General features: G+C 60.5%; 17 protein-coding genes. 5 read left to right on the top strand and 12 right to left on the bottom strand.

The annotated features are described in order from the left end of the window. Position 1 precedes the first annotated feature (1 nt). Genes rsmA through lptF form a run of 6 tightly spaced genes read right to left on the bottom strand, consistent with a single transcriptional unit; the run spans position 2 to position 7,417 of the window. Positions 2-844 (bottom strand): 16S rRNA (adenine(1518)-N(6)/adenine(1519)-N(6))-dimethyltransferase RsmA, encoded by an 843-nt coding sequence (gene rsmA, locus WNY61_RS15900; protein ID WP_342852431.1) that lies wholly within the window; start codon positions 842-844, stop codon positions 2-4. Next, positions 841-1,815, bottom strand: a complete 975-nt coding sequence (gene pdxA, locus WNY61_RS15905) for a 4-hydroxythreonine-4-phosphate dehydrogenase PdxA (RefSeq protein WP_342852432.1) — start codon at positions 1,813-1,815, stop codon at positions 841-843. The genes rsmA and pdxA overlap by 4 nt, the downstream gene beginning before the upstream one ends. Then, positions 1,812-3,050, bottom strand: coding sequence for a peptidylprolyl isomerase (locus tag WNY61_RS15910; protein WP_342852433.1), 1,239 nt, complete (start codon positions 3,048-3,050; stop codon positions 1,812-1,814). The genes pdxA and WNY61_RS15910 overlap by 4 nt, the downstream gene beginning before the upstream one ends. Beyond that, positions 3,038-5,188 carry an LPS assembly protein LptD gene (gene lptD, locus WNY61_RS15915; protein ID WP_342852434.1) on the bottom strand — a complete coding sequence of 717 codons (2,151 nt, stop codon included), beginning with the start codon at positions 5,186-5,188 and terminating at the stop codon, positions 3,038-3,040. The genes WNY61_RS15910 and lptD overlap by 13 nt, the downstream gene beginning before the upstream one ends. A gap of 1 nt (position 5,189) precedes the next feature. Continuing rightward, the gene (gene lptG, locus WNY61_RS15920) at positions 5,190-6,287 is read right to left on the bottom strand and encodes an LPS export ABC transporter permease LptG (protein WP_342852435.1); all 1,098 of its coding nucleotides are present in this window, start codon (positions 6,285-6,287) and stop codon (positions 5,190-5,192) included. Next, entirely contained in the window at positions 6,284-7,417 is a 1,134-nt protein-coding gene (lptF, locus tag WNY61_RS15925; RefSeq protein ID WP_342852436.1) for an LPS export ABC transporter permease LptF, read from the bottom strand. Before lptF ends, lptG begins: the two co-directional genes overlap by 4 nt. A 130-nt stretch (positions 7,418-7,547) precedes the next feature. Here lptF and WNY61_RS15930 point away from each other — a divergent pair, with 130 nt between their 5' ends. Together WNY61_RS15930 and WNY61_RS15935 are read left to right on the top strand one after the other, a co-directional pair. Then, complete coding sequence (locus WNY61_RS15930) at positions 7,548-9,020, top strand: leucyl aminopeptidase (RefSeq protein ID WP_342852437.1); 1,473 nt, start codon at positions 7,548-7,550, stop codon at positions 9,018-9,020. 7 nt (positions 9,021-9,027) lie between these two features. Then, positions 9,028-9,486, top strand: coding sequence for a DNA polymerase III subunit chi (locus WNY61_RS15935; protein WP_342852438.1), 459 nt, complete (start codon positions 9,028-9,030; stop codon positions 9,484-9,486). A gap of 52 nt (positions 9,487-9,538) precedes the next feature. Here WNY61_RS15935 and WNY61_RS15940 read toward each other — a convergent pair whose 3' ends face one another. From WNY61_RS15940 to WNY61_RS15955, 4 genes are all read right to left on the bottom strand, one after another. After that, the gene (locus tag WNY61_RS15940) at positions 9,539-9,985 is read right to left on the bottom strand and encodes a hypothetical protein (protein ID WP_342852439.1); all 447 of its coding nucleotides are present in this window, start codon (positions 9,983-9,985) and stop codon (positions 9,539-9,541) included. Between the two features lie 149 nt (positions 9,986-10,134). Continuing rightward, on the bottom strand, positions 10,135-10,716 hold the full coding sequence (locus WNY61_RS15945) for a TIGR02281 family clan AA aspartic protease (protein WP_342852440.1): 582 nt from the start codon (positions 10,714-10,716) through the stop codon (positions 10,135-10,137). 45 nt (positions 10,717-10,761) lie between these two features. Beyond that, on the bottom strand, positions 10,762-11,400 hold the full coding sequence (locus WNY61_RS15950; protein WP_007119735.1) for a MarC family protein: 639 nt from the start codon (positions 11,398-11,400) through the stop codon (positions 10,762-10,764). A 91-nt stretch (positions 11,401-11,491) separates the two neighbouring features. Then, complete coding sequence (locus WNY61_RS15955; protein ID WP_342852441.1) at positions 11,492-13,354, bottom strand: ABC-F family ATP-binding cassette domain-containing protein; 1,863 nt, start codon at positions 13,352-13,354, stop codon at positions 11,492-11,494. Positions 13,355-13,460: 106 nt separating this feature from the next. On the opposite strand from WNY61_RS15955, the gene ndk reads away from it, so the two are divergent. After that, a complete protein-coding gene (gene ndk / locus WNY61_RS15960; RefSeq protein WP_342852442.1) occupies positions 13,461-13,883 on the top strand; it encodes a nucleoside-diphosphate kinase in 423 nt (140 codons plus the stop codon). Positions 13,884-13,940: 57 nt separating this feature from the next. On the opposite strand, the gene WNY61_RS15965 is transcribed toward ndk, so the two are convergent. Together WNY61_RS15965 and WNY61_RS15970 are read right to left on the bottom strand one after the other, a co-directional pair. Continuing rightward, positions 13,941-14,363: a DUF4112 domain-containing protein gene (locus WNY61_RS15965; protein ID WP_007119732.1), complete on the bottom strand. Its 423-nt coding sequence runs from the start codon at positions 14,361-14,363 to the stop codon at positions 13,941-13,943. Positions 14,364-14,729: 366 nt separating this feature from the next. Then, positions 14,730-15,644 (bottom strand): MBL fold metallo-hydrolase, encoded by a 915-nt coding sequence (locus WNY61_RS15970; protein ID WP_342852443.1) that lies wholly within the window; start codon positions 15,642-15,644, stop codon positions 14,730-14,732. 44 nt (positions 15,645-15,688) lie between these two features. Here WNY61_RS15970 and WNY61_RS15975 point away from each other — a divergent pair, with 44 nt between their 5' ends. Together WNY61_RS15975 and WNY61_RS15980 are read left to right on the top strand one after the other, a co-directional pair. After that, positions 15,689-17,011, top strand: coding sequence for an ATP-binding protein (locus tag WNY61_RS15975; protein WP_342852444.1), 1,323 nt, complete (start codon positions 15,689-15,691; stop codon positions 17,009-17,011). 69 nt (positions 17,012-17,080) lie between these two features. Then, positions 17,081-17,530 (top strand): DUF4442 domain-containing protein, encoded by a 450-nt coding sequence (locus WNY61_RS15980; RefSeq protein ID WP_342852445.1) that lies wholly within the window; start codon positions 17,081-17,083, stop codon positions 17,528-17,530. Positions 17,531-17,556: the final 26 nt, after the last annotated feature.

Below are 17,556 nucleotides of genomic sequence, written 5' to 3' on the forward strand. Positions count from 1 at the left end.
TTCATCCTTTGGCAATTTCCCGGGCAAGGGCGCAAAAGCCCTCCAGCGGCACCTGCTCGGCCCGGTCAGTAGGTTTCAGCCCGGCGGCGGTCAGCCGGTCTTCGATATCGGACGCTGCCCCTTTAAGGGCCGAGCGCAGCATCTTGCGACGTTGGTTAAACGCCATGGCAACCACACGGCTTAGCACGGCAGGATCAGCCGGATAGCGCGGCTCGGGCAGGGCGGTCAGATGCACCACGCTTGACGATACTTTGGGCGGCGGCGTGAAAGCCCCGGGCGGCAGTTGCATGACGATGCGCGCATCGCTGCGCCATTGCGCCAGCACGGCCAATCGCCCATAGGCTTTGGAGCCGGGCGTCGCGACGATCCGCTCGGCCACTTCGCGTTGGAACATCAGTGTCAGGCTCTGCCAGAACGGCGGCCATGTGGGTGGGGTCAGCCAGCGGACCAACAGTTCGGTCCCGACATTATAGGGCAGGTTGGCGGCCACGCGGATCGGCGGGGTCAGATGGCTCAGCGGGTCGATCTCCAGCGCATCGCCTTCGATCACTGTCAGGCGTCCGGGGTAGTGTTCCGCCACTTCGGCCAGCGCCGGCAGGCAGCGGCGGTCTTTCTCAATCGCCAGCACATGACGCGCGCCTTCGGCCAGCAGACCACGGGTCAAACCACCGGGGCCGGGACCAATCTCAAGCACGTCGCAATCAGCCATATCCCCCGCTTGCCGCGCGATCTTGGCCGTGAGGTTCAGATCCAAAAGGAAGTTCTGGCCCAGCGATTTCCGTGCGGCCAGCTCGTGGGTGTTGATCACCTCGCGCAGCGGCGGTAGATTGTCGATAGTACTCATGTTTTCTGGTCCATCTGCCACGCCAGTTTGATCGCTTCAATCATGCTGGTCGGATTGGCGCGCCCTTGGCCCGCGATGTCGAAAGCTGTTCCGTGATCGGGCGAGGTGCGCACGAAGGGCAATCCCAGCGTCACATTAACGCCCCGGTCGAAGTCCAGCGTCTTGATCGGGATCAGCGCTTGGTCGTGATACATCGCCACCGCTGCGTCATAGCCAGCGCGGGCGCGGGCATGGAACATCGTATCGGCGGGCAGCGGCCCGGCCAGCGCGTAGCCTTCGCCTTGCATCTCAAGGATCAACGGCGCGATCCAGTCGATCTCTTGCCGCCCCATGCTACCGCCTTCGCCCGCGTGGGGGTTCAGGCCAGCGACAGCAATGCGGGGGCGGGTGATGCCAAAGCGGCTCTGCATTTCCTGCGCCGTGATCTCAATCGTGCGGCGCAGGCCCGCGGGGGTCAGTGCATGGGGCACCTGATCGAGTGCGATGTGAATGGTGGCGGGCACGACGCGCAATTGGTCGGAGGCCAGCATCATCACCACATCCTCGACGCCTGCCAGTGCGGCAAGGTATTCGGTATGACCGGGATAGGCGAAATTCGCGCCGTCCTGCAGGGCTTTCTTGTGGATAGGTGCGGTGCAGATGGCGCAAGCGGCCCCGGTCTGCACCAGATCGACCGCGCGGGCGATCACGTCAATCACCCCCTGCGCATGGCCGGGCTGCGGCACACCGGCGAGGGCGGTGCTTTCGAAAGCATGAGACAGCACAGGCAGCGCATCGGTGCTCGGTGCGCCTGCATCTTCGGGGCTATCGATCAAACGGTGCGGCACATCCTCGGGCAGGTGACGCGGGTCGCCAATCCAGAACATCGGGATGTCAGACGAAAGCGCCGCCCAAGCACGGGCGGCGATTTCGGGGCCGATCCCGGCGGGTTCACCGCAGGTGATGGCCACCGGCCGGGACGGGCGGCTCATTGGCGGGTGATGCGGGCTTCGGCGCGGGCTTGCTCCAGCAGTTGCGTCGCAAAACCCTCAAGCTTGCGCTGACGGATCGAGCTGACCACCGCGTCGCGGTCCACGTCCGCATTGGCCGCCGTCGTGCGGTTGCACAGCATCAGGAACACCAGCGTTTGCCCATCGGCACGCGTGAGCGTGGTGGAAACTTCACCGGGATCGAGCTTTGCCAATTCAATGGCCACGTCCTGCGGAATTTCACCTGGCGCCTTGGTGCCACGGTCGAGCACATTCGCGGGCTGACCCTTGGCCACACCGTATAGATCATCGCATTGGTCGACCTGACCCCGAAGTTGCGCCGCGCGGGTCAAAGCCGCCTCAGAGCGGCCACCGGGGATGTAATAGGCGGCATAGTCGATTTGCGAATACTCAACGCTCGGCTTGCCGGTCTCTTCGATGCCACGCAACTGGAACAGGGCCACAGCGTTCGGGATCGGCAGCGGTGCTGTCACCTCACCCGGCGAGAGCGCCAGAAGGATAGGCCGCAGGCTGACTGGGAGGTTCTCAAGCGGTGTCCAAGGCATCTTGCCGCCGCGTTCGCGTGAGGCGGTGGCGGAATACTGGCTCGCATAGGATGAAAACTCTGCCTCGGAGCTGCTCTGCGCGATCCGCTCGGCCAAGGCGTTTACCTGATCGGCGTTCTGGGGTGGCGCGGGAATGATGATCTCTGACAAAAGGACCCGCAAACCGTTGTTGCCCCGGCTGCTGCCGAGGGCGCGCTCTACCTCTTCGTCGGTGATGTTCACCCGGCCATTATAGCGCGCGCGGATCAGGTCGCGCCATGCAGCGCTGATGACGATAAAATCGCGAAACGTCTCTTCGGAGATCTGCGCTTGACCAAGCACCTTCAGAAACTCATCGGTGGACAAATCCGCACGGCCAGCGAATTCGGTCATGCCTGCCCGTATGCCATCAGGGGTCACTTCAAGGCCTGCTTGCTCAAGGATCTGCCCACGCAGCCGGTCTTCGATCAAACTGTCGATCACGCTGTTGGTATCCGTCCCCGGCGCGCCGATCAGCTGCATAAAGCGCTGGCGCTGCTGAACTTCGTAGCCCGTAATCGCCTCATCATTCACACGGGCCACAGGCGCAAAGAGGTTCTGCGCCGCTGCGGATTGCCCGATAACCAAAGCAAGGGCGAGCGCGGCAGTCCCACGGAGCCCGGCACGGACTGTCTGTTTCGTTACTTCCCACATGAGCGTACGTATCTTTCTGTTCCGGTGTTGGCGGCAAAGCCCCTGAGGCCGATGTTAAAACCGATATCCGTTGAGGGCTCAACACTTGTTGAGGATGAATAACTGCGGCTGACGGAAAGGTCGACCTGCACGCATTCATTGTTGTAGCTCAGGCCAAGTCCCGCCGTCGCCGCGCGTTCATCGGCAAGGTCAAAGCGCCAATCGGCTGAGGCTTGCCATTGGTTATTGATCGAAAAACTGCCGTCAAAGGTGATCTCTGACACATCTTCATCGCGGCCTTCATCGAGGTCTTCTTGAAGCCAGACATAGCTGCCTGAAATCTGCCCGCGCTTGAATTCCCAAACGCCGCGCATTTCGGCCTTGGCGACCTCAAAATCGTCGTCGACCAAACCGCGACCAATAATCGCCAACCCGTTGTCGCTGCGCAGCTGTCCGGCCAACAGAAAGTCCGAATAGGTGCCCTGCAACCCCGAGCTGAAGGTGAAATCATCATCCACCTTGGCGCGGATTACCTGACCGAAGGAAAAACTGGCATCAAGGCCCGTGGGATTGAGACGCGCCCAGTTCACCCCGAAGGCCGCAACCGCACCGCGCTCGCGTCGATCGGGCCGGGGAAAGCGGCTGAGCGACAAAAGGTTGCCCTCGTCATACTCGACCAAAGTGCTTTCCTCGTTCGGAATGTTCAGTCGATCGCCACCAGTCCAGCCCAATTGAACAATAGGTTCAAGCTGTTGCACGACGCCACTCACTTCGCGGCGCTGCATGGGGTAGCGCATCGATACAGAGGTGTGCGGCACGAGGTCATAGTGCCGTTCGGTGTAAAAGGCGTCTTGGGCGATGTTGAACAGACCAAAGCTCGCCCCTGCCTGCAAATCGGTTACCAGTCCGTTGTTAAAGGTAAAGCGCCGCATCCAATCGGCCTCGACGTTGATCCGCGACACATCGCGCCCATCAGCTTCGCCATCGCCATCGCCGTCGGTGCTTAGGTCAGAAGTCCGGCGGTGGCTATGGGCCTCCAGAGACAGCTGAACTTCGCCGCCAATCGATGTCGGGAAATATCGTCGTTGATATTCGCCATCCAAAACAAGATTGGGCAGCAAATCATTGTCCTCGCCATCTCGTAGCGATTGATAATTCAGCAAGCTTGCCCGGACATATTGGTCCCGCCGCGCGCGGCTGACGGTCAACTCACTGGTCAAGCGGTCTTTGTCCGAGTAGCCGTAATCGCTAAGATAGGACGTGTCGCTGGTGGTTTCGATGTCGAAATACAGCTTGTAGTCGCGTCGCAGATCAAAGGTGCCGGTGCCAAACAGATAGCCGCGCGTCTCATCTGGTTCCAGATCATCGCGTGTGATTGCACCGTTAAACTCAATCCGCCCCGCAACAAACGCCTGTCGATACCGAAATTCCATCGTGCGCGTCTCTGATGACAGATAAGGCGTGAGCGTGAGGTCGCGGTGATCACCTATCTTAATAAAATAGGGCAGTTTTAGCCCAACATCCAACTGCGACGAAGAGCGGATGGTGGGTGTCAGAAAGCCTGTGGCGCGGTCCAATGTGGGATCAGGCAGGCGCAGCCGGGGTAGGTAGAAGATCGGTACATTCTTGATGCGGAATTGCGCTTCGTCAAAGTAAAGCTGCTGCGCCAGTTGGTCATGCACCACCCGTTTGGCGCGGATCTGCCAAAGCGGCGTTTCGCCATCTTCGCAAACTTTACAGGATGTTACGGCGGCTTTGTAAAGTTGGCTGTAGCGCCCTTCGACCCGGTTGATCTGCACTGCGGCAAGCTGCAATTGCTGCTCAAGGATCATCCGCGCACCGCGCAGCAGCCCCGATTGCAGCCCCGCGTCAAGCGACGCCGCATCGGCGAGGATCGTGGTGTTCTCACCCTCTGACAGGACAATCGGCCCTTCAATGCTGAGCGCGCCAGTGGCCTGATCATAGCGGATTGCCGTCGCGCGCAGCCGCGTCTCGCCCTGAAAGGCTTCGACATTTCCTTGCGCGACCAAGACCTTATCGCGGGTGATGAACACCTGATCGGCCACAAGAACGGCGGGCCGGTCCGCGGCTGGGGCCGTTTGCCCATTTAGGGAAAGGGGCGCAACACAAAGCGCAAGTCCAACCAGAGCCGCGCGCATGTCAGCCATCCTCCGCGTGCAAAAGCAGGCCTAATGCCAGAAAAATCGCAGCCACGGGTGGTGCCCAAGCGGCGAGGGTCACGGGGATCTGGCCGTTCTCACCAAGGATCTGTGCGAAACTGCGAATGAAATACAAACCGAACCCCAGCAAAATTGAGGCCAGTACAGCAACGCCTGTCCCCCCAAAGCGGGTATGGCGCATGGTGAATGCGCTCGCAACCAGAACCATGGCGACCAGAAAGAAGGGCCGCGCCAATTCGGCCTGCAGCCAGACCTCATGCTGGCGCGTGCTGAACCCCGCCTGTTCCAACTGGCGAATGAATTCGGGCAGCTCATAGATGGAAACGGCGGACACCCGGCCGATGCTCTCGCGGATCCGCTCTACGGTGAGGGATGAGGGGATGGTCAGTGTCTCATGCTCTTCTGCCGCACCTTCGGCGTTGACCCCGGCTTCCAGCGGCCAGATCTTTGCCCCGGTCAACTGCCAGTCGCCCCCGCTCAGCTGCGCGCTCTCGGCTTCAATCCGGCGGATCGGGCCTTTCTCGGCATCATAGCTGATGATCGTCACGTTATAGAGGACGGATGCATCGCTGTTGGTGCGCCACGCGCGAATAACCGACTGACCTTCCTCCGTCCCTTGCCGCAGCCACAACCCTTCGTCACTTACCGAAAGAGCCGAGCTGCCGTTCGATCGGTATTTCTGCGTCAGCTGCTCCGAACGTTCGGTGGTGGCGGCCACAATGGGGTTAAGCACGGCCACCGCCAGCGTCCCAATAATCAGCGCCACCACCACCGGCGCCACCAGCGCACGCAGGGCAGAGCGCCCCGCCGCGCGGGTCACCACCAGTTCCGAGGACCGCGCCAGACCGATAAACAGCGCCACTGTGGCGAGGATCATGATCAGCGGCAGGATCATATTGATCGTCTGCGGCATATTCAGCAGTGTCATGCCCAGCACCTGATCCCAGCCGACATCGTCGTCAGCAAAACGCCGCGCCTGATCCACGCCATCAACAAGCATCACCAAGGCGGCAAGCACTGCCGTGATCACCATAAAGCTCGTGAAAAAGCGACGTGCGAAGTAGAAATGCAGGATCATGTGGTCGCCCCCTTGCCACCCAGACGGCGCCTGATCCAGCGCGGGTGCGCCGCTTGCCAAAGCATTGCCAGCGTCAAGACGGCCCCAATAAGCGAGGGCAGATAGGCCAGCGGCCAAAGCGCTGCGGTCTCACGTATCTGCACCACCAAAGTCCCCCGCAGCCCGTCAATCGCGATGAGCAGACCAAAGGCGATCACCGCCTCGCGCCATACGCCAAAGCGCGAGAAGCCGCCAAGGATCAACGTGGCAAAGCCGATCATCGCGGCGACGACACAAAAGAGCGGTTGGGCGAGGCGACTGTGCAGTTCTTCGGCGATGATCCCCGGCGAGGTGTCAAGCTGAGCAGCAATCCCGGCCCAGTCCCACAGTAAGTCTGGGGTCACCATTGAACTGACCGACTGATCAATTGCATCATCAGTGCTGACCAAAGGGGAAATATCGAAAGAAAAGTCGCGGAACTTGGCCGTGGCCAGCCGGTTCTGCTCGGTATCCAGCCGCTGCGCCATGCCGTTAAGCATAATCAGCGTGGTGTTGTCTCCATTGCGCGCCAGATAGGCTTCGGCGGCGGTATAGATCACCCCCTCATCGGCCTTGCGGCGATCCGACAGGAAAACATCGCGCAGCACGCCGTCGTTATCGATGGCGCGGGTATAGAAGGTAACCTCGTCAGAGGGATGCAGAAAGGTTCCCTCGGTCAACAACTGGGCGGTGAGATTGCGCGAGATTTCGGCCTCGCGTTGTTTTAGCTGACCCTGTGCCATGGGAACCAGAAAATGGCTTAGCGCCGTCATCATCAACCCCACGCAAAGCCCGAAAACAAACACTGGCCGCGCCAACCGCCACGGACCAGAGCCTGCGGCCTGAAGCACGGTCAACTCAGATTCGCCCGACATGCGGTTGGTGACATAGACCGAGGCGGCAAAGGTCGCGATTGGCAGGACGGTGACGATGAGCTTGGGCAGGCCAAGGGCCGTGAACTCCAAAAACACCAGTGCAGATTGGCCATCGCCGATCAGCCTGTCGAACAGAACCACTGCGCGGTTGATCCAGAACAGGGCCACCAGCACCAGCGCGAAAAAGCCGAACATCACCAGAAGTTGCGACAGCATGTAGCGGTCAATTCGTGCCACTCTGATCCCCCGAGATGCTCTGACGGCGTTTGGAGAGATCCTAAAGCAATTCGCGGGGCGGGAAAACTGCTATCTGGCCATGCGCGGCGCGGCGCGCTAGGTCTGGGCAAAATCAAACATGAGGCATCCCATGACCGATCTGACTCCCATCACTTTTGCTGAGACTGACATAGACCGTATCGCGGAGCATTCAGGACGGATCGCGGTGTTTCTTGAGCCAGAGGGGCGGCTTGATGCCGGGGCGCGGCGGGTGAACCGACTGACCAAGGGCGCGTTGCAGCGGCTGGTGGAGAGTGATCGTTTTACCAAACTTAAACCCGGTGATGCGCTCAGCATGGGTTTCCCCGCTGGCATGGCGGCAGAGGCGGTCGACGTGGTGCATATGCCGCGCCGCGCCGAGGTGATGACCGCACGCAAGGCAGGCGCCGCTTTGGCCAAATACCGCGGCGACAGCGATCTGTTAATGCTCGCTGCAGGCACGCGCCGGGTGGCTGATGTGGCTTTCGGTCTGGCGATGCGGGACTATGGGTTTGAGGATCACAAATCCGCCCCGAAGCCGCGCAAGGGCAGCGTTGAGGTGATGTGCTCCAAGCCCGATGACGCGTGTGAGGAGGCAGCGCCGCTGATGGCGGTTGCCGAAGGCGCGTTTATGACGCGCGATTTGACGAACGCGCCCGCCAACATCCTGACCACCACCAACTTTGCCGAGCGTCTGGCCGAGATGGAAAGCTTGGGGCTAAAAGTTGAAGTATTGGATGAGGAAGAACTTGCAAGCCTCGGAATGAGAACGCTTTTGTCGGTTGGTCAGGGCTCCGATAGCCCCTCCAAAGTTGTCGTGATGCGGTGGGACGGCGGCGCGGGGGGCAACGCTCCGCTGGCGCTGGTTGGCAAGGGCGTGGTTTTTGACACTGGCGGTATCAGCCTCAAACCCGGCGCGGGCATGGAAGACATGACCATGGACATGGGCGGCGCGGGCGTCGTCTCCGGCGTGATGCGCACGCTGGCGCTGCGCAAGGCCAAAGCGAACGTCGTGGGGCTGGTGGGCATCGTCGAAAACATGCCCTCGGGCAATGCGACCCGTCCGGGCGATGTGATTACCACTATGAAGGGCGACACGGTTGAGGTCATCAACACCGACGCCGAGGGGCGTTTGGTGCTCTGCGATGTGATGTGGTACGCACAGGACCGCTTCAAACCTGCGGCGATGATCGATCTGGCCACGCTGACCGGTGCGGTCATTATCGGGCTGGGTCATGAAAACGCGGGCGTCTTCTCAAACGACGATGAGCTGTGCAACGCGTTCCTAAAAGCAGCTGAGAACGAAGGCGAAGGCGCCTGGCGGATGCCTTTGGGCCAAGGCTATGACGATCAGTTGAAAAGCCGCATCGCCGATATGAAAAACATCGGCGGGCGTCCGGCGGGGTCGATCACGGCTGCACAATTCCTCAAGCGTTTCGTGAAAGACGAGACGCCATGGATCCACCTGGACATCGCCGGCGTCGCCTCCATGAAGTCCGAAACCACGCTGGCACCTGCAGGCGCGACAGGCTGGGGCGTGGCGGCGCTGAACCGTCTGGTCGCCGACCGTTTCGAGAAGGGCTGAGTTGGATATGGGGGCGGCTTACTTCTACCACCTGACCCAGCGACCTCTGGTCGAGACGCTGACGATGCTGCTGGAAAAGTCGCTCGCCAACGGTTGGCACGTGGCCCTGCGTGGGACGGACCGGGAAGGACTGCAAGCGCTGGACCGGGCGCTTTGGACATATTCCGAAGACAGTTTTCTGCCGCATGGCATGGCGGGCGGACCGCAGGACGCGGATCAACCGGTGCTTTTGACTTTGGAAGATGGCACCCCCAATCGCGCGGACTGTTTGATGGCCGTGCATGGGGCCGATGTCACCGCCGAGGAGATTGCAGCGCTAGAACGGGTCTGCGTGTTGTTCGACGGGCATGATCCGATGGCGTTGGATCAGGCGCGGGGCCTGTGGAAGCGGCTGAAATCCGAAGGAGCTTCGGCGCAGTATTGGTCGGAAGAAAGTGGTCGCTGGGAAAAGAAAGCTGAAACTTGAGTACCAGCGAAGCAGGGGCAGGGGCCAAACGACCCCCGCCTCAAATTGCGGTTTAGGCCGCTTTGTCTAGCGCGGGTTTCGCGACAGAGGCGGCGTTGCTCGCCTTGGCATTCTGCGCTTCCGGCTCAACCTTGCTCGCGTAGGACTTGGCGGACTCGACGGCGCTGTTGTTCACCGGCGCGATGGTGTCGAGCAGGGCACGGGTGCGTACACTGTCAACGTTACGCTGTGCCGCTGCGCGGGCGAAGGCTTCGTTCTCAGCGTCCGAAGCTTTGGGGGCCGCCTCTGCCGGTTTTGCTTGAGCAGTGGCCTGCAGCGATTGAGACTTAGTGGTCTCCTGCGCGGCAGCGCTGTTTTGCGTGGTCTTGGGTTCGCCGGCAGGCTTTGTTTCAGCCTGCTGGGCGTCGTTTTGATTTTCCTCGGGGGCCGGAGCAGGCTCAGACGCCGGGGGTTTGCTTTGTTGGTAGGAGGAAGACCCCCCTAGAATACTTGACAGCATAGCAGCATGTTCTCCAAAATCAGGTACAGTTATGCCCTGCAGATATCTGAGCAAAAGGGCGAAAACCTGTCCAATTCACGGCAAATGCGGCGTCATTTTGCGGCGAATTACATTCTTTCTGCACAATCGGGGTATGGCCAGACCTAATTTCAGCGGCTTAGTCGCAGCTCGCCTCCGCTGATTTCAATGCGGCCCCAGCGTTGCAGATACCCCATGCCCAAAAGCGATTGGCTCATCACGCCGTCATTTACGACCGCTGGCACATTGCGATCAACTGCATGGCCAACCACCACCTGATCTAATCGAACGAATGCAGTGCGCGTTTCGCCATTGGCGGTGCCAGCCCTGCCAAGGTAATCAAGCTCATCAGGGTTAATGCCAATCCGCGCAGCATCAGATTTGGTTAGAACGATATCGGACGCGCCCGTGTCGACGACAAAACGCACCGGTGCGCCATTGATCTGGGCCGTGAGATAGTAATGACCATCGCGCCCGCGCGGCAGGATGATCTCGCCCGCATCGCTGATGCTGAGTTGCTGGCGCGCGCTGTCGCGGGTGATGTCCTGCCACAGCCCCACGCCCGCAGCGGCACCGACAAAGATCAGCCCCCAAACGGCCGCCTGTTGCAGGGACTTGTTGATGTTGGGACGGTTCTGAAGGAAGAACCAGCCCGCCAACATGGTCAGCAAGACAATGAGGTAGATCAGATGTGCTGTGTCGATGTCGGCCATGAATGCGCTCCCTTATCAGAGATATAGGAACGCAAAGCGCAAATGTCAGCCGGGCATCGGGCCGGGGCCAAAGCCGAAAGCGGCCAGGCCATCGAGCACAAATTGAACCGAAAGGGCCGCGAGCAGCATGCCGAGCAGACGGGTGATGATATTAATGCCGGTCTTGCCCATCGCGCGCTCAAGTGCGCCGCTTACTTGCATGGTCAGCGCCATAACCACCAGTGTCAGCGCGGTGATCACGATGATGGTTAGCAACCCTTCGCCGCCCGGTTTCTCCCCCGTCAGCAGGATGACCGAGGCGATGGAGCCAGGGCCAGCGATCAGCGGAATAGCCATGGGAAAGACCGATGGATCGTCGTGGTCATCCTCATCCGCACGGTCCTCGCGCCGTTTGGTGCGGCGGTCAAACAGCATGTCGAGGGCGGTGATAAAGAGCAATATCCCACCCGCGACGCGGAAAGCAGGCATCGAAATCCCGATAAAGCCAAGCACTGCTTCGCCAAAGGCGGCGAAGATCAGCAGGATCAATCCAGCCACACCCACCGCGCGCCATGCGATTTTGCGCCTTTGAGCGTTGCTCATCCCACGGGTCAACGCCAAGAAGACCGGCGCGATGGCGATGGGGTCGATCACCACGAACATCGTGACGAGAGCGGTGATCATATAGGCGGTATCGAATGTCATCGGTCTTCCTTGGCGGTTCGCGTTTTGCCAGAATGCACGAGGGCCGCCCTCTAGGCGACCCCCGCGACTTTATAATTAGAACGGTATCGGATCAGGCGTTGGCCTTTTCCAGCTTCTCCTGAGCGCCCATCCAAAGTGCTTCGGCGCGGTGAAGCGCGTCCATCACCTCTGCGTATTTCTTGTTCCAGACCTCAAGCTCGCCGGTTTTGGCGTCTTCATAGAGTGCGGGGTCGGCCAGCTTTTTAGCCAATTTGTCGCGCATCTCGTTGATCTTTTCCATCCGCGCTTCGGCCTTGCGAACCTCGCTCCGGAGCGCCAGCACCTCGTCACGGCTGGCGCGTTTGGCTTTGGGTGCTTCTTTGGGCTTGGCAGGGTTCTTGCTGACGGGCTTTTCCGGCGTCAGCAGCATCTTCCGGTAGGCTTCGAGATCATCCTCATAGGGTTTGACGGTGCCATTCGACACCAGCCAAAGCCGGTCGGCCACGAGCGACAGCAAGTGCATGTCGTGGCTCACAAGGATCACGGCGCCTGAGTAGCGCGTCAGCGCCTCGACCAGCGCTTCGCGCGATTCGATGTCGAGGTGGTTGGTCGGCTCATCGAGGATCAGCAGATGCGGCGCGTGGAGCGTCGCCAAGAGCAGCGACAATCGCGCCTTTTGCCCGCCCGACAGGCGACCCACTTCGGTCTCGGCCTGTTCGGGGCCAAGGCCAAAGCCCGCCAATTGCGCGCGCAGTTTTGACTGCAGCACACCTGGGCGGGCGGCGATCATATGCTGTAGCGGCGTCTCTTCGACGATCAACTCATCCACTTGGTGCTGGGCAAAGAAGCCCACACGCAGTTTGCTGGAGTTGATTTGCTTGCCCGCCATCAGCGGCAGCCGGTCTGACAGCAGCTTGGCCAGCGTCGATTTACCCTGACCGTTCTTGCCCAACAGAGCGATGCGGTCGTCTTGGTCAATGCGCAGGTTCAGGCGCGTCAGCACCGGGTTGTCCTCGGTATAGCCGACCGAGCCGTTCTCGATGTTGATAATCGGCGGCGACAGTTCTTCGGGCTCGGGGAAGGTGAAGACCTTACGCGCCACATCCTCGGGCGCGGTGATCATGTCCATCTTCTCGATCATCTTCAGACGTGATTGGGCCTGTTTGGCCTTTGATGCCTTGGCCTTAAAGCGGTCGACAAAGCTTTGCATGTGATCGCGGCGGGCCTGCTGTTTCTTGGCCATCGCCGCCTGCAACGCGCGTTTCTCGGCGCGCTGGCGGGCGAATTGGTCATAGGGGCCTTGGTAGTAGGTCAACTTGCGATCTTCGAGGTGCAGGATACCGCCGACGGCACGGTTCAGCAGGCCACGGTCGTGGCTGATGATCAGCACCGTATGGGGGTATTTCGCCAGATAGCTCTCCAGCCACAACGCGCCTTCTAGGTCGAGGTAGTTCGTCGGCTCGTCGAGGAGCAGCAGATCAGGCTGGGCAAAAAGCACCGCCGCCAGCGCCACACGCATCCGCCAACCGCCCGAAAAGGCAGAGCAGGGCATCTGTTGTTCTTCATCGTCAAAGCCCAGACCCTTGAGGATCGACGCCGCGCGGCCTTCGGCGGACCAAGCGTCGATATCGGCCAGACGGGTCTGGATGTCGGCGATGCGGGTCGGGTCTTCGGCGGTTTCGGCCTCTAGCATCAGCCGGGCACGCTCCACATCGGCAGCCAGCACCGTGTCGATCAGCGTGGTCTCGGAGGACGGCACCTCCTGCGCCACGCCGCCGATCTTGGCGCGGGACGGCAGAGAGAACTCTCCGCTATCGAGCGACAGTTCGCCACGGATGATCTTGAACAGCGTGGTCTTGCCCGCGCCATTGCGCCCGACGATGCCCACTTTGTGGCCCTCGGGGATCACGGCGGAGGCTTCCTCAAACAGAGGGCGACCTTCGACGGAGTAGTTGATTTCTGAAATGCGTAACATGCACGCCGTTTGGAGCAACCTGAGCAGAAGGTCAATCGCGGCTTTTCATGTGCATGACCCCATGCTAGGGAGCGCGCAAATCAACACCCGCTATGGAGTACAGCCAATGGCCCTCGAACGCACTTTCTCGATCATCAAGCCCGACGCAACCCGCCGCAACCTGACCGGTGCCATCGTCAAGAAATTCGAAGACGCTGGTCTGCGCGTTGTCGCACAAAAGCGCATCCATTTGACCAAAGCGCAGGCGGGCGAGTTCTACAAGGTACACGCCGAGCGTCCCTTCTATGACGAACTGTGCGAATTCATGGCCTCCGCGCCGATCGTTGCTCAGGTTCTTGAAGGCGAAGGCGCCATCGCGAAAAACCGCGAAGTCATGGGCGCAACCAACCCCGCAGATGCCGAAGCTGGCACCATCCGCGCAGAATTTGCTGAAAGCGTTGGCGAAAACTCCGTTCACGGTTCCGACGCACCGGAAACCGCAGCGGTTGAAATCGCGTACTTCTTCTCCGGTCTTGAACTGGTTGGCTAAGCCACCGTTCTCCGGACAAAAAAAGGGTCGCCTTCGGGCGGCCCTTTTGCGTTTAGATCAGTTGTTAAGTGTCGGATGATGCGAGGACATGCGCCCTTCGACGTCGCCCGTCGGCGGCGCTTTGGCAGCTTGATCTTTCAGATGGCGCTCCAGCAGATCGACGTTGCGCAGTTTGGATTTCCAGCCAATATCGAACAGATCACCCACGAGCGGGACCGAGCCGATCACATAGTCGATGCCTGTGTTTACCAACATCTTGGCCAAAACACCCTTGGGTGCGCCCATGCGGTGCGATTCCTTTAAAATATAGGCAGCTGGCAACAGCGCCAACGTATCGCCGACAACGGGCACAAAGCCCAAAATCGAATCCCACCCCATACGCACGCCAACGACCGGCAATTTGAACGCACTGTCCATGCTCACCGCCAAACGGCGGAGGCGGGCGAGGTCGGCTTCGTGGGAGGGGGTGTGCGGTTCCATGGGCGTCCTTGCGTGTCCTGCTATAGAGCGCAAACGCCGTGTCAGGGGTCAAAGTTCCCTAAAGTACCGTCCCCGTCCGGTGTGCTGCTGGGCGCAACTCAGAGGCTGGCGTAGTCTGTGATCAGAGGCGTGGGCCGCTGCGGCGGTTGGGCCGAGATGCCTTTCGGAGTCTGCTCAGGTTTGGGTTTTTGCGGTTGCGGCGTTCTGTCTAGTCGGGCCATCGGGTAGCTCCTTTGCTGCTCGCTGGGGTTCGATGTCTCTTACCCCTGCAACCAACTTGGGCGCGGTTCAGGTCCATAAAGGGGCCGGATTACGCCCAAAATGGGGCATTTGTTGCGATTTTGCGACGGAATCCCCGGTTTTCGCCTATGTGTTGAGGCCAAAAAGCGCATCGGCCTGCAACGCACCTTGAGGTGCGACGCGCCCTCGGCCTGTCAAATCGACCAAATGCGCTAACACATTTCGCGTGGCAGCGCCCAGCAAAGCGGGCGGCGTTTCGGTATATATTACGCGGGCCAGATCCTCGGCTGTGGCGGGGCCGTCGTGAAGCGCTTGGAGGATCGAGGCCTCCCGCGCGCGGCGATGGTCGACCAGCCAATTGAGGCGCGCATTGGGATCGAAAACCGGCGCGCCGTGGCCGGGGTAGAACACCCGCCATTCCCGCGCGGTCAGTTTTTCGCAGGACGCCATGAAATCCGTCAGATCACCATCGGGGGGAGAGACCAGAGAGGTCGCCCAGCCCATAACGTGATCTGCGGTCAGACAGGCGTCCCCCCAAGCCAAGCAGAGGTGATTGCCAATATGGCCCGGCGTGTGCAACGCCTCTAGCGCCCAGCCATCGCCACGCAGTACATGGCCATCGGCCAAAGTGTGATCAGGCGAAAAGTCGTGATCGACACCCTCACCGCCGCCCATTAGCCCCGCTTGCGCCAAATCTTGCATGATCGGTGAACGCCCGGATGTGCCGTCACCAAAGGCCCAGATCTCTGCTCCTGTGCGCTCTGCCAAGGGACGCGCCAGCGGTGAATGATCGAGATGCGTATGGGTCACGATGATATGGCTGACCCGTTGGCCGGGTTCCAGCGCGTTCAGGATCGCCTCAAGATGTGCGGGATGATCGGGGCCGGGGTCGATCACAGCGATATCACTGCCGCCCAGCAGGTAGGTATTGGTGCCACGATAGGTCATCGGCGAGGGGTTTGGCGCGACAATCCGGCGCAGACCGGGCTCCAAAATTTTGGCAACTCCGATCTCGGGGTCAAAGTCATTGGGTGGCAGCATGGTTTCACCTTTCGCAGGGGCAGGGGGCTGGCTAAGGTCTAGCCATGAATTTTGCTTGGCTCAAACGATATGTGCCGCGCGGCATCTACGGACGCGCCGCGCTGATCCTGCTGCTGCCGGTGGTGGTTTTGCAGTTGGTCGTTGTGGTGATTTTTGCCCAGCGACATTTCGAAGGCGTTACCAACCAGATGACCGACACCGTCCTGCGTGAGCTGGAACTGGTGATGCTGGCCGTTGGCACCGCACCCGATCTGCAATCGGCCCCAATGGCGGTTGAGGCACGCGCCGGGCCGCTTGATTTCGTTGTGACCCCAGCCAACCGGCCCCTTCCAGAAGTCGACAAGATGCTGTGGTACGATTACTCGGGCCGGGTGCTGATCCCACGGCTTAGAAGCCAGATGGACGGGATTGAGGCGGTGGACCTCAGCGATGATGATTTTGTCGTGCTTTATGTGGAAACCGTTCACGGCCCGTTGCGTATTCAGTTTGAGCGGCGGCGCATCTCAGCTTCCAACCCGCATCAGCTTTTCGTCTATACGGTTTTCTTTGGCGTATTGCTTAGCGTCATCGCATCAATCTACCTGCGCAACCAGCTGCGCCCGATCAAGCGCTTGGCCCGCGCTGCCGAAGCTTTTGGCCGGGGGCGCCATGAACCCTATACCCCCACAGGCGCGGTCGAAGTGCGCGCGGCAGGCAATGCCTTTGTGGACATGCGCGCGCGGATTGAGCGGCAGATTGAGCAGCGTACGCTGATGTTGTCGGGGGTAAGCCATGACCTGCGCACACCGCTCACGCGGATGCGCCTTGGTCTGTCGATGATCGATGAAGAGGACGCAGCACCGCTTTTGGCCGATGTCGATGATATGCAGCGGATGCTGGATGAGTTCTTGAACTTTGCTAAGGGCGCCGCCGAAGGGGAGCCCGAGAAGGTGGAGCCCCATAAATTCGTGCAGACCATCGTCGAAGACGCGCAACGCGGCGGCCGCAATGTGACACTGCTCCCGCCTGAAGGCAGCGGCGAGGGCAGGGTGAAGCTGCGCAAAGTGGCCATGCGCCGGGCGGTCGATAACCTGATCTCTAACGCGGTACGTTATGGCACACAGGCCGAAGTCTCGGTCATGCTGAGCGACCGCACCCTGCGCATTCGCGTCGAAGATGACGGCCCCGGCATCCCACAAGAACGTCGCGATGAAGCGACGCGCCCGTTTTCGCGGCTTGATCCGGCCCGCAATCAAGACAAGGGTGGCGGCGTGGGACTTGGCCTTGCCATTGCCACCGACATCGCCCGTGCTCATGGCGGGGTGCTACGGCTGGGCGAAGCGCAACGGCTGGGCGGGTTGCGCGCGGATATCGTTATTGCGCGGTGACCCGGCGGCAGGATTGTATGGCACGCTGTCCTTCGCCAATGTAGTTCAAACCTTAGACGGAGCGGACCCATGACCCCCTACGACATGATCAAAGCCCATCTCGACACAGCTGTGCCCTTTGCGGGTCATGTCGGGGTGAAACTTCTAGAGCTTGGCGACGGGACAGCCAGCGCTGAATTGGTGCAGCGGCATGAAACCTCCAACCACATCGGCACCCAGCATGCTGGCGCGATGTTTACATTGGGCGAGGCGGCATCAGGGGCGGCCATGGCAGGGGCCATCGCGCCGGTGATCATGGACATGAGGCCCGTTGCAGCCATGGGGCAGATCGCGTTCAAAAAGATTGCAGAAGGCACGTTGACCGCCCATGCCAAAACCTCGCGCCCCGGCGCTGAACTGCTATCGGCCTTGCAAGAGGACGGTAAGGTCGCTTTTGACGTAACTGTCGATATCCGCAACGAGGCGGACGAGACGGTGGTTGAGATGACGATGAACTGGCATGTCAGCGCAAAACGGTAAAGGGGAGGAGACGGGCCGCTGGTTTT

The organism is Sulfitobacter sp. AS92 (assembly GCF_038900015.1).
In the GTDB taxonomy this organism is placed as follows: domain Bacteria; phylum Pseudomonadota; class Alphaproteobacteria; order Rhodobacterales; family Rhodobacteraceae; genus Sulfitobacter.

Excerpts from the sequence above, each read along its gene's own strand:
- rsmA (WP_342852431.1), bottom strand. The coding sequence starts at position 844 with ATGAGTACTATCGACAATCTACCGCCGCTGCGCGAGGTGATCAACACC.
- pdxA (WP_342852432.1), bottom strand. The coding sequence starts at position 1,815 with ATGAGCCGCCCGTCCCGGCCGGTGGCCATCACCTGCGGTGAACCCGCC.
- WNY61_RS15910 (WP_342852433.1), bottom strand. The coding sequence starts at position 3,050 with ATGTGGGAAGTAACGAAACAGACAGTCCGTGCCGGGCTCCGTGGGACT.
- lptD (WP_342852434.1), bottom strand. The coding sequence starts at position 5,188 with ATGCGCGCGGCTCTGGTTGGACTTGCGCTTTGTGTTGCGCCCCTTTCC.
- lptG (WP_342852435.1), bottom strand. The coding sequence starts at position 6,287 with ATGATCCTGCATTTCTACTTCGCACGTCGCTTTTTCACGAGCTTTATG.
- WNY61_RS15930 (WP_342852437.1), top strand. The coding sequence starts at position 7,548 with ATGACCGATCTGACTCCCATCACTTTTGCTGAGACTGACATAGACCGT.
- WNY61_RS15935 (WP_342852438.1), top strand. The coding sequence starts at position 9,028 with ATGGGGGCGGCTTACTTCTACCACCTGACCCAGCGACCTCTGGTCGAG.
- WNY61_RS15940 (WP_342852439.1), bottom strand. The coding sequence starts at position 9,985 with ATGCTGTCAAGTATTCTAGGGGGGTCTTCCTCCTACCAACAAAGCAAA.
- WNY61_RS15945 (WP_342852440.1), bottom strand. The coding sequence starts at position 10,716 with ATGGCCGACATCGACACAGCACATCTGATCTACCTCATTGTCTTGCTG.
- WNY61_RS15950 (WP_007119735.1), bottom strand. The coding sequence starts at position 11,400 with ATGACATTCGATACCGCCTATATGATCACCGCTCTCGTCACGATGTTC.
- WNY61_RS15955 (WP_342852441.1), bottom strand. The coding sequence starts at position 13,354 with ATGTTACGCATTTCAGAAATCAACTACTCCGTCGAAGGTCGCCCTCTG.
- ndk (WP_342852442.1), top strand. The coding sequence starts at position 13,461 with ATGGCCCTCGAACGCACTTTCTCGATCATCAAGCCCGACGCAACCCGC.
- WNY61_RS15965 (WP_007119732.1), bottom strand. The coding sequence starts at position 14,363 with ATGGAACCGCACACCCCCTCCCACGAAGCCGACCTCGCCCGCCTCCGC.
- WNY61_RS15970 (WP_342852443.1), bottom strand. The coding sequence starts at position 15,644 with ATGCTGCCACCCAATGACTTTGACCCCGAGATCGGAGTTGCCAAAATT.
- WNY61_RS15975 (WP_342852444.1), top strand. The coding sequence starts at position 15,689 with ATGAATTTTGCTTGGCTCAAACGATATGTGCCGCGCGGCATCTACGGA.
- WNY61_RS15980 (WP_342852445.1), top strand. The coding sequence starts at position 17,081 with ATGACCCCCTACGACATGATCAAAGCCCATCTCGACACAGCTGTGCCC.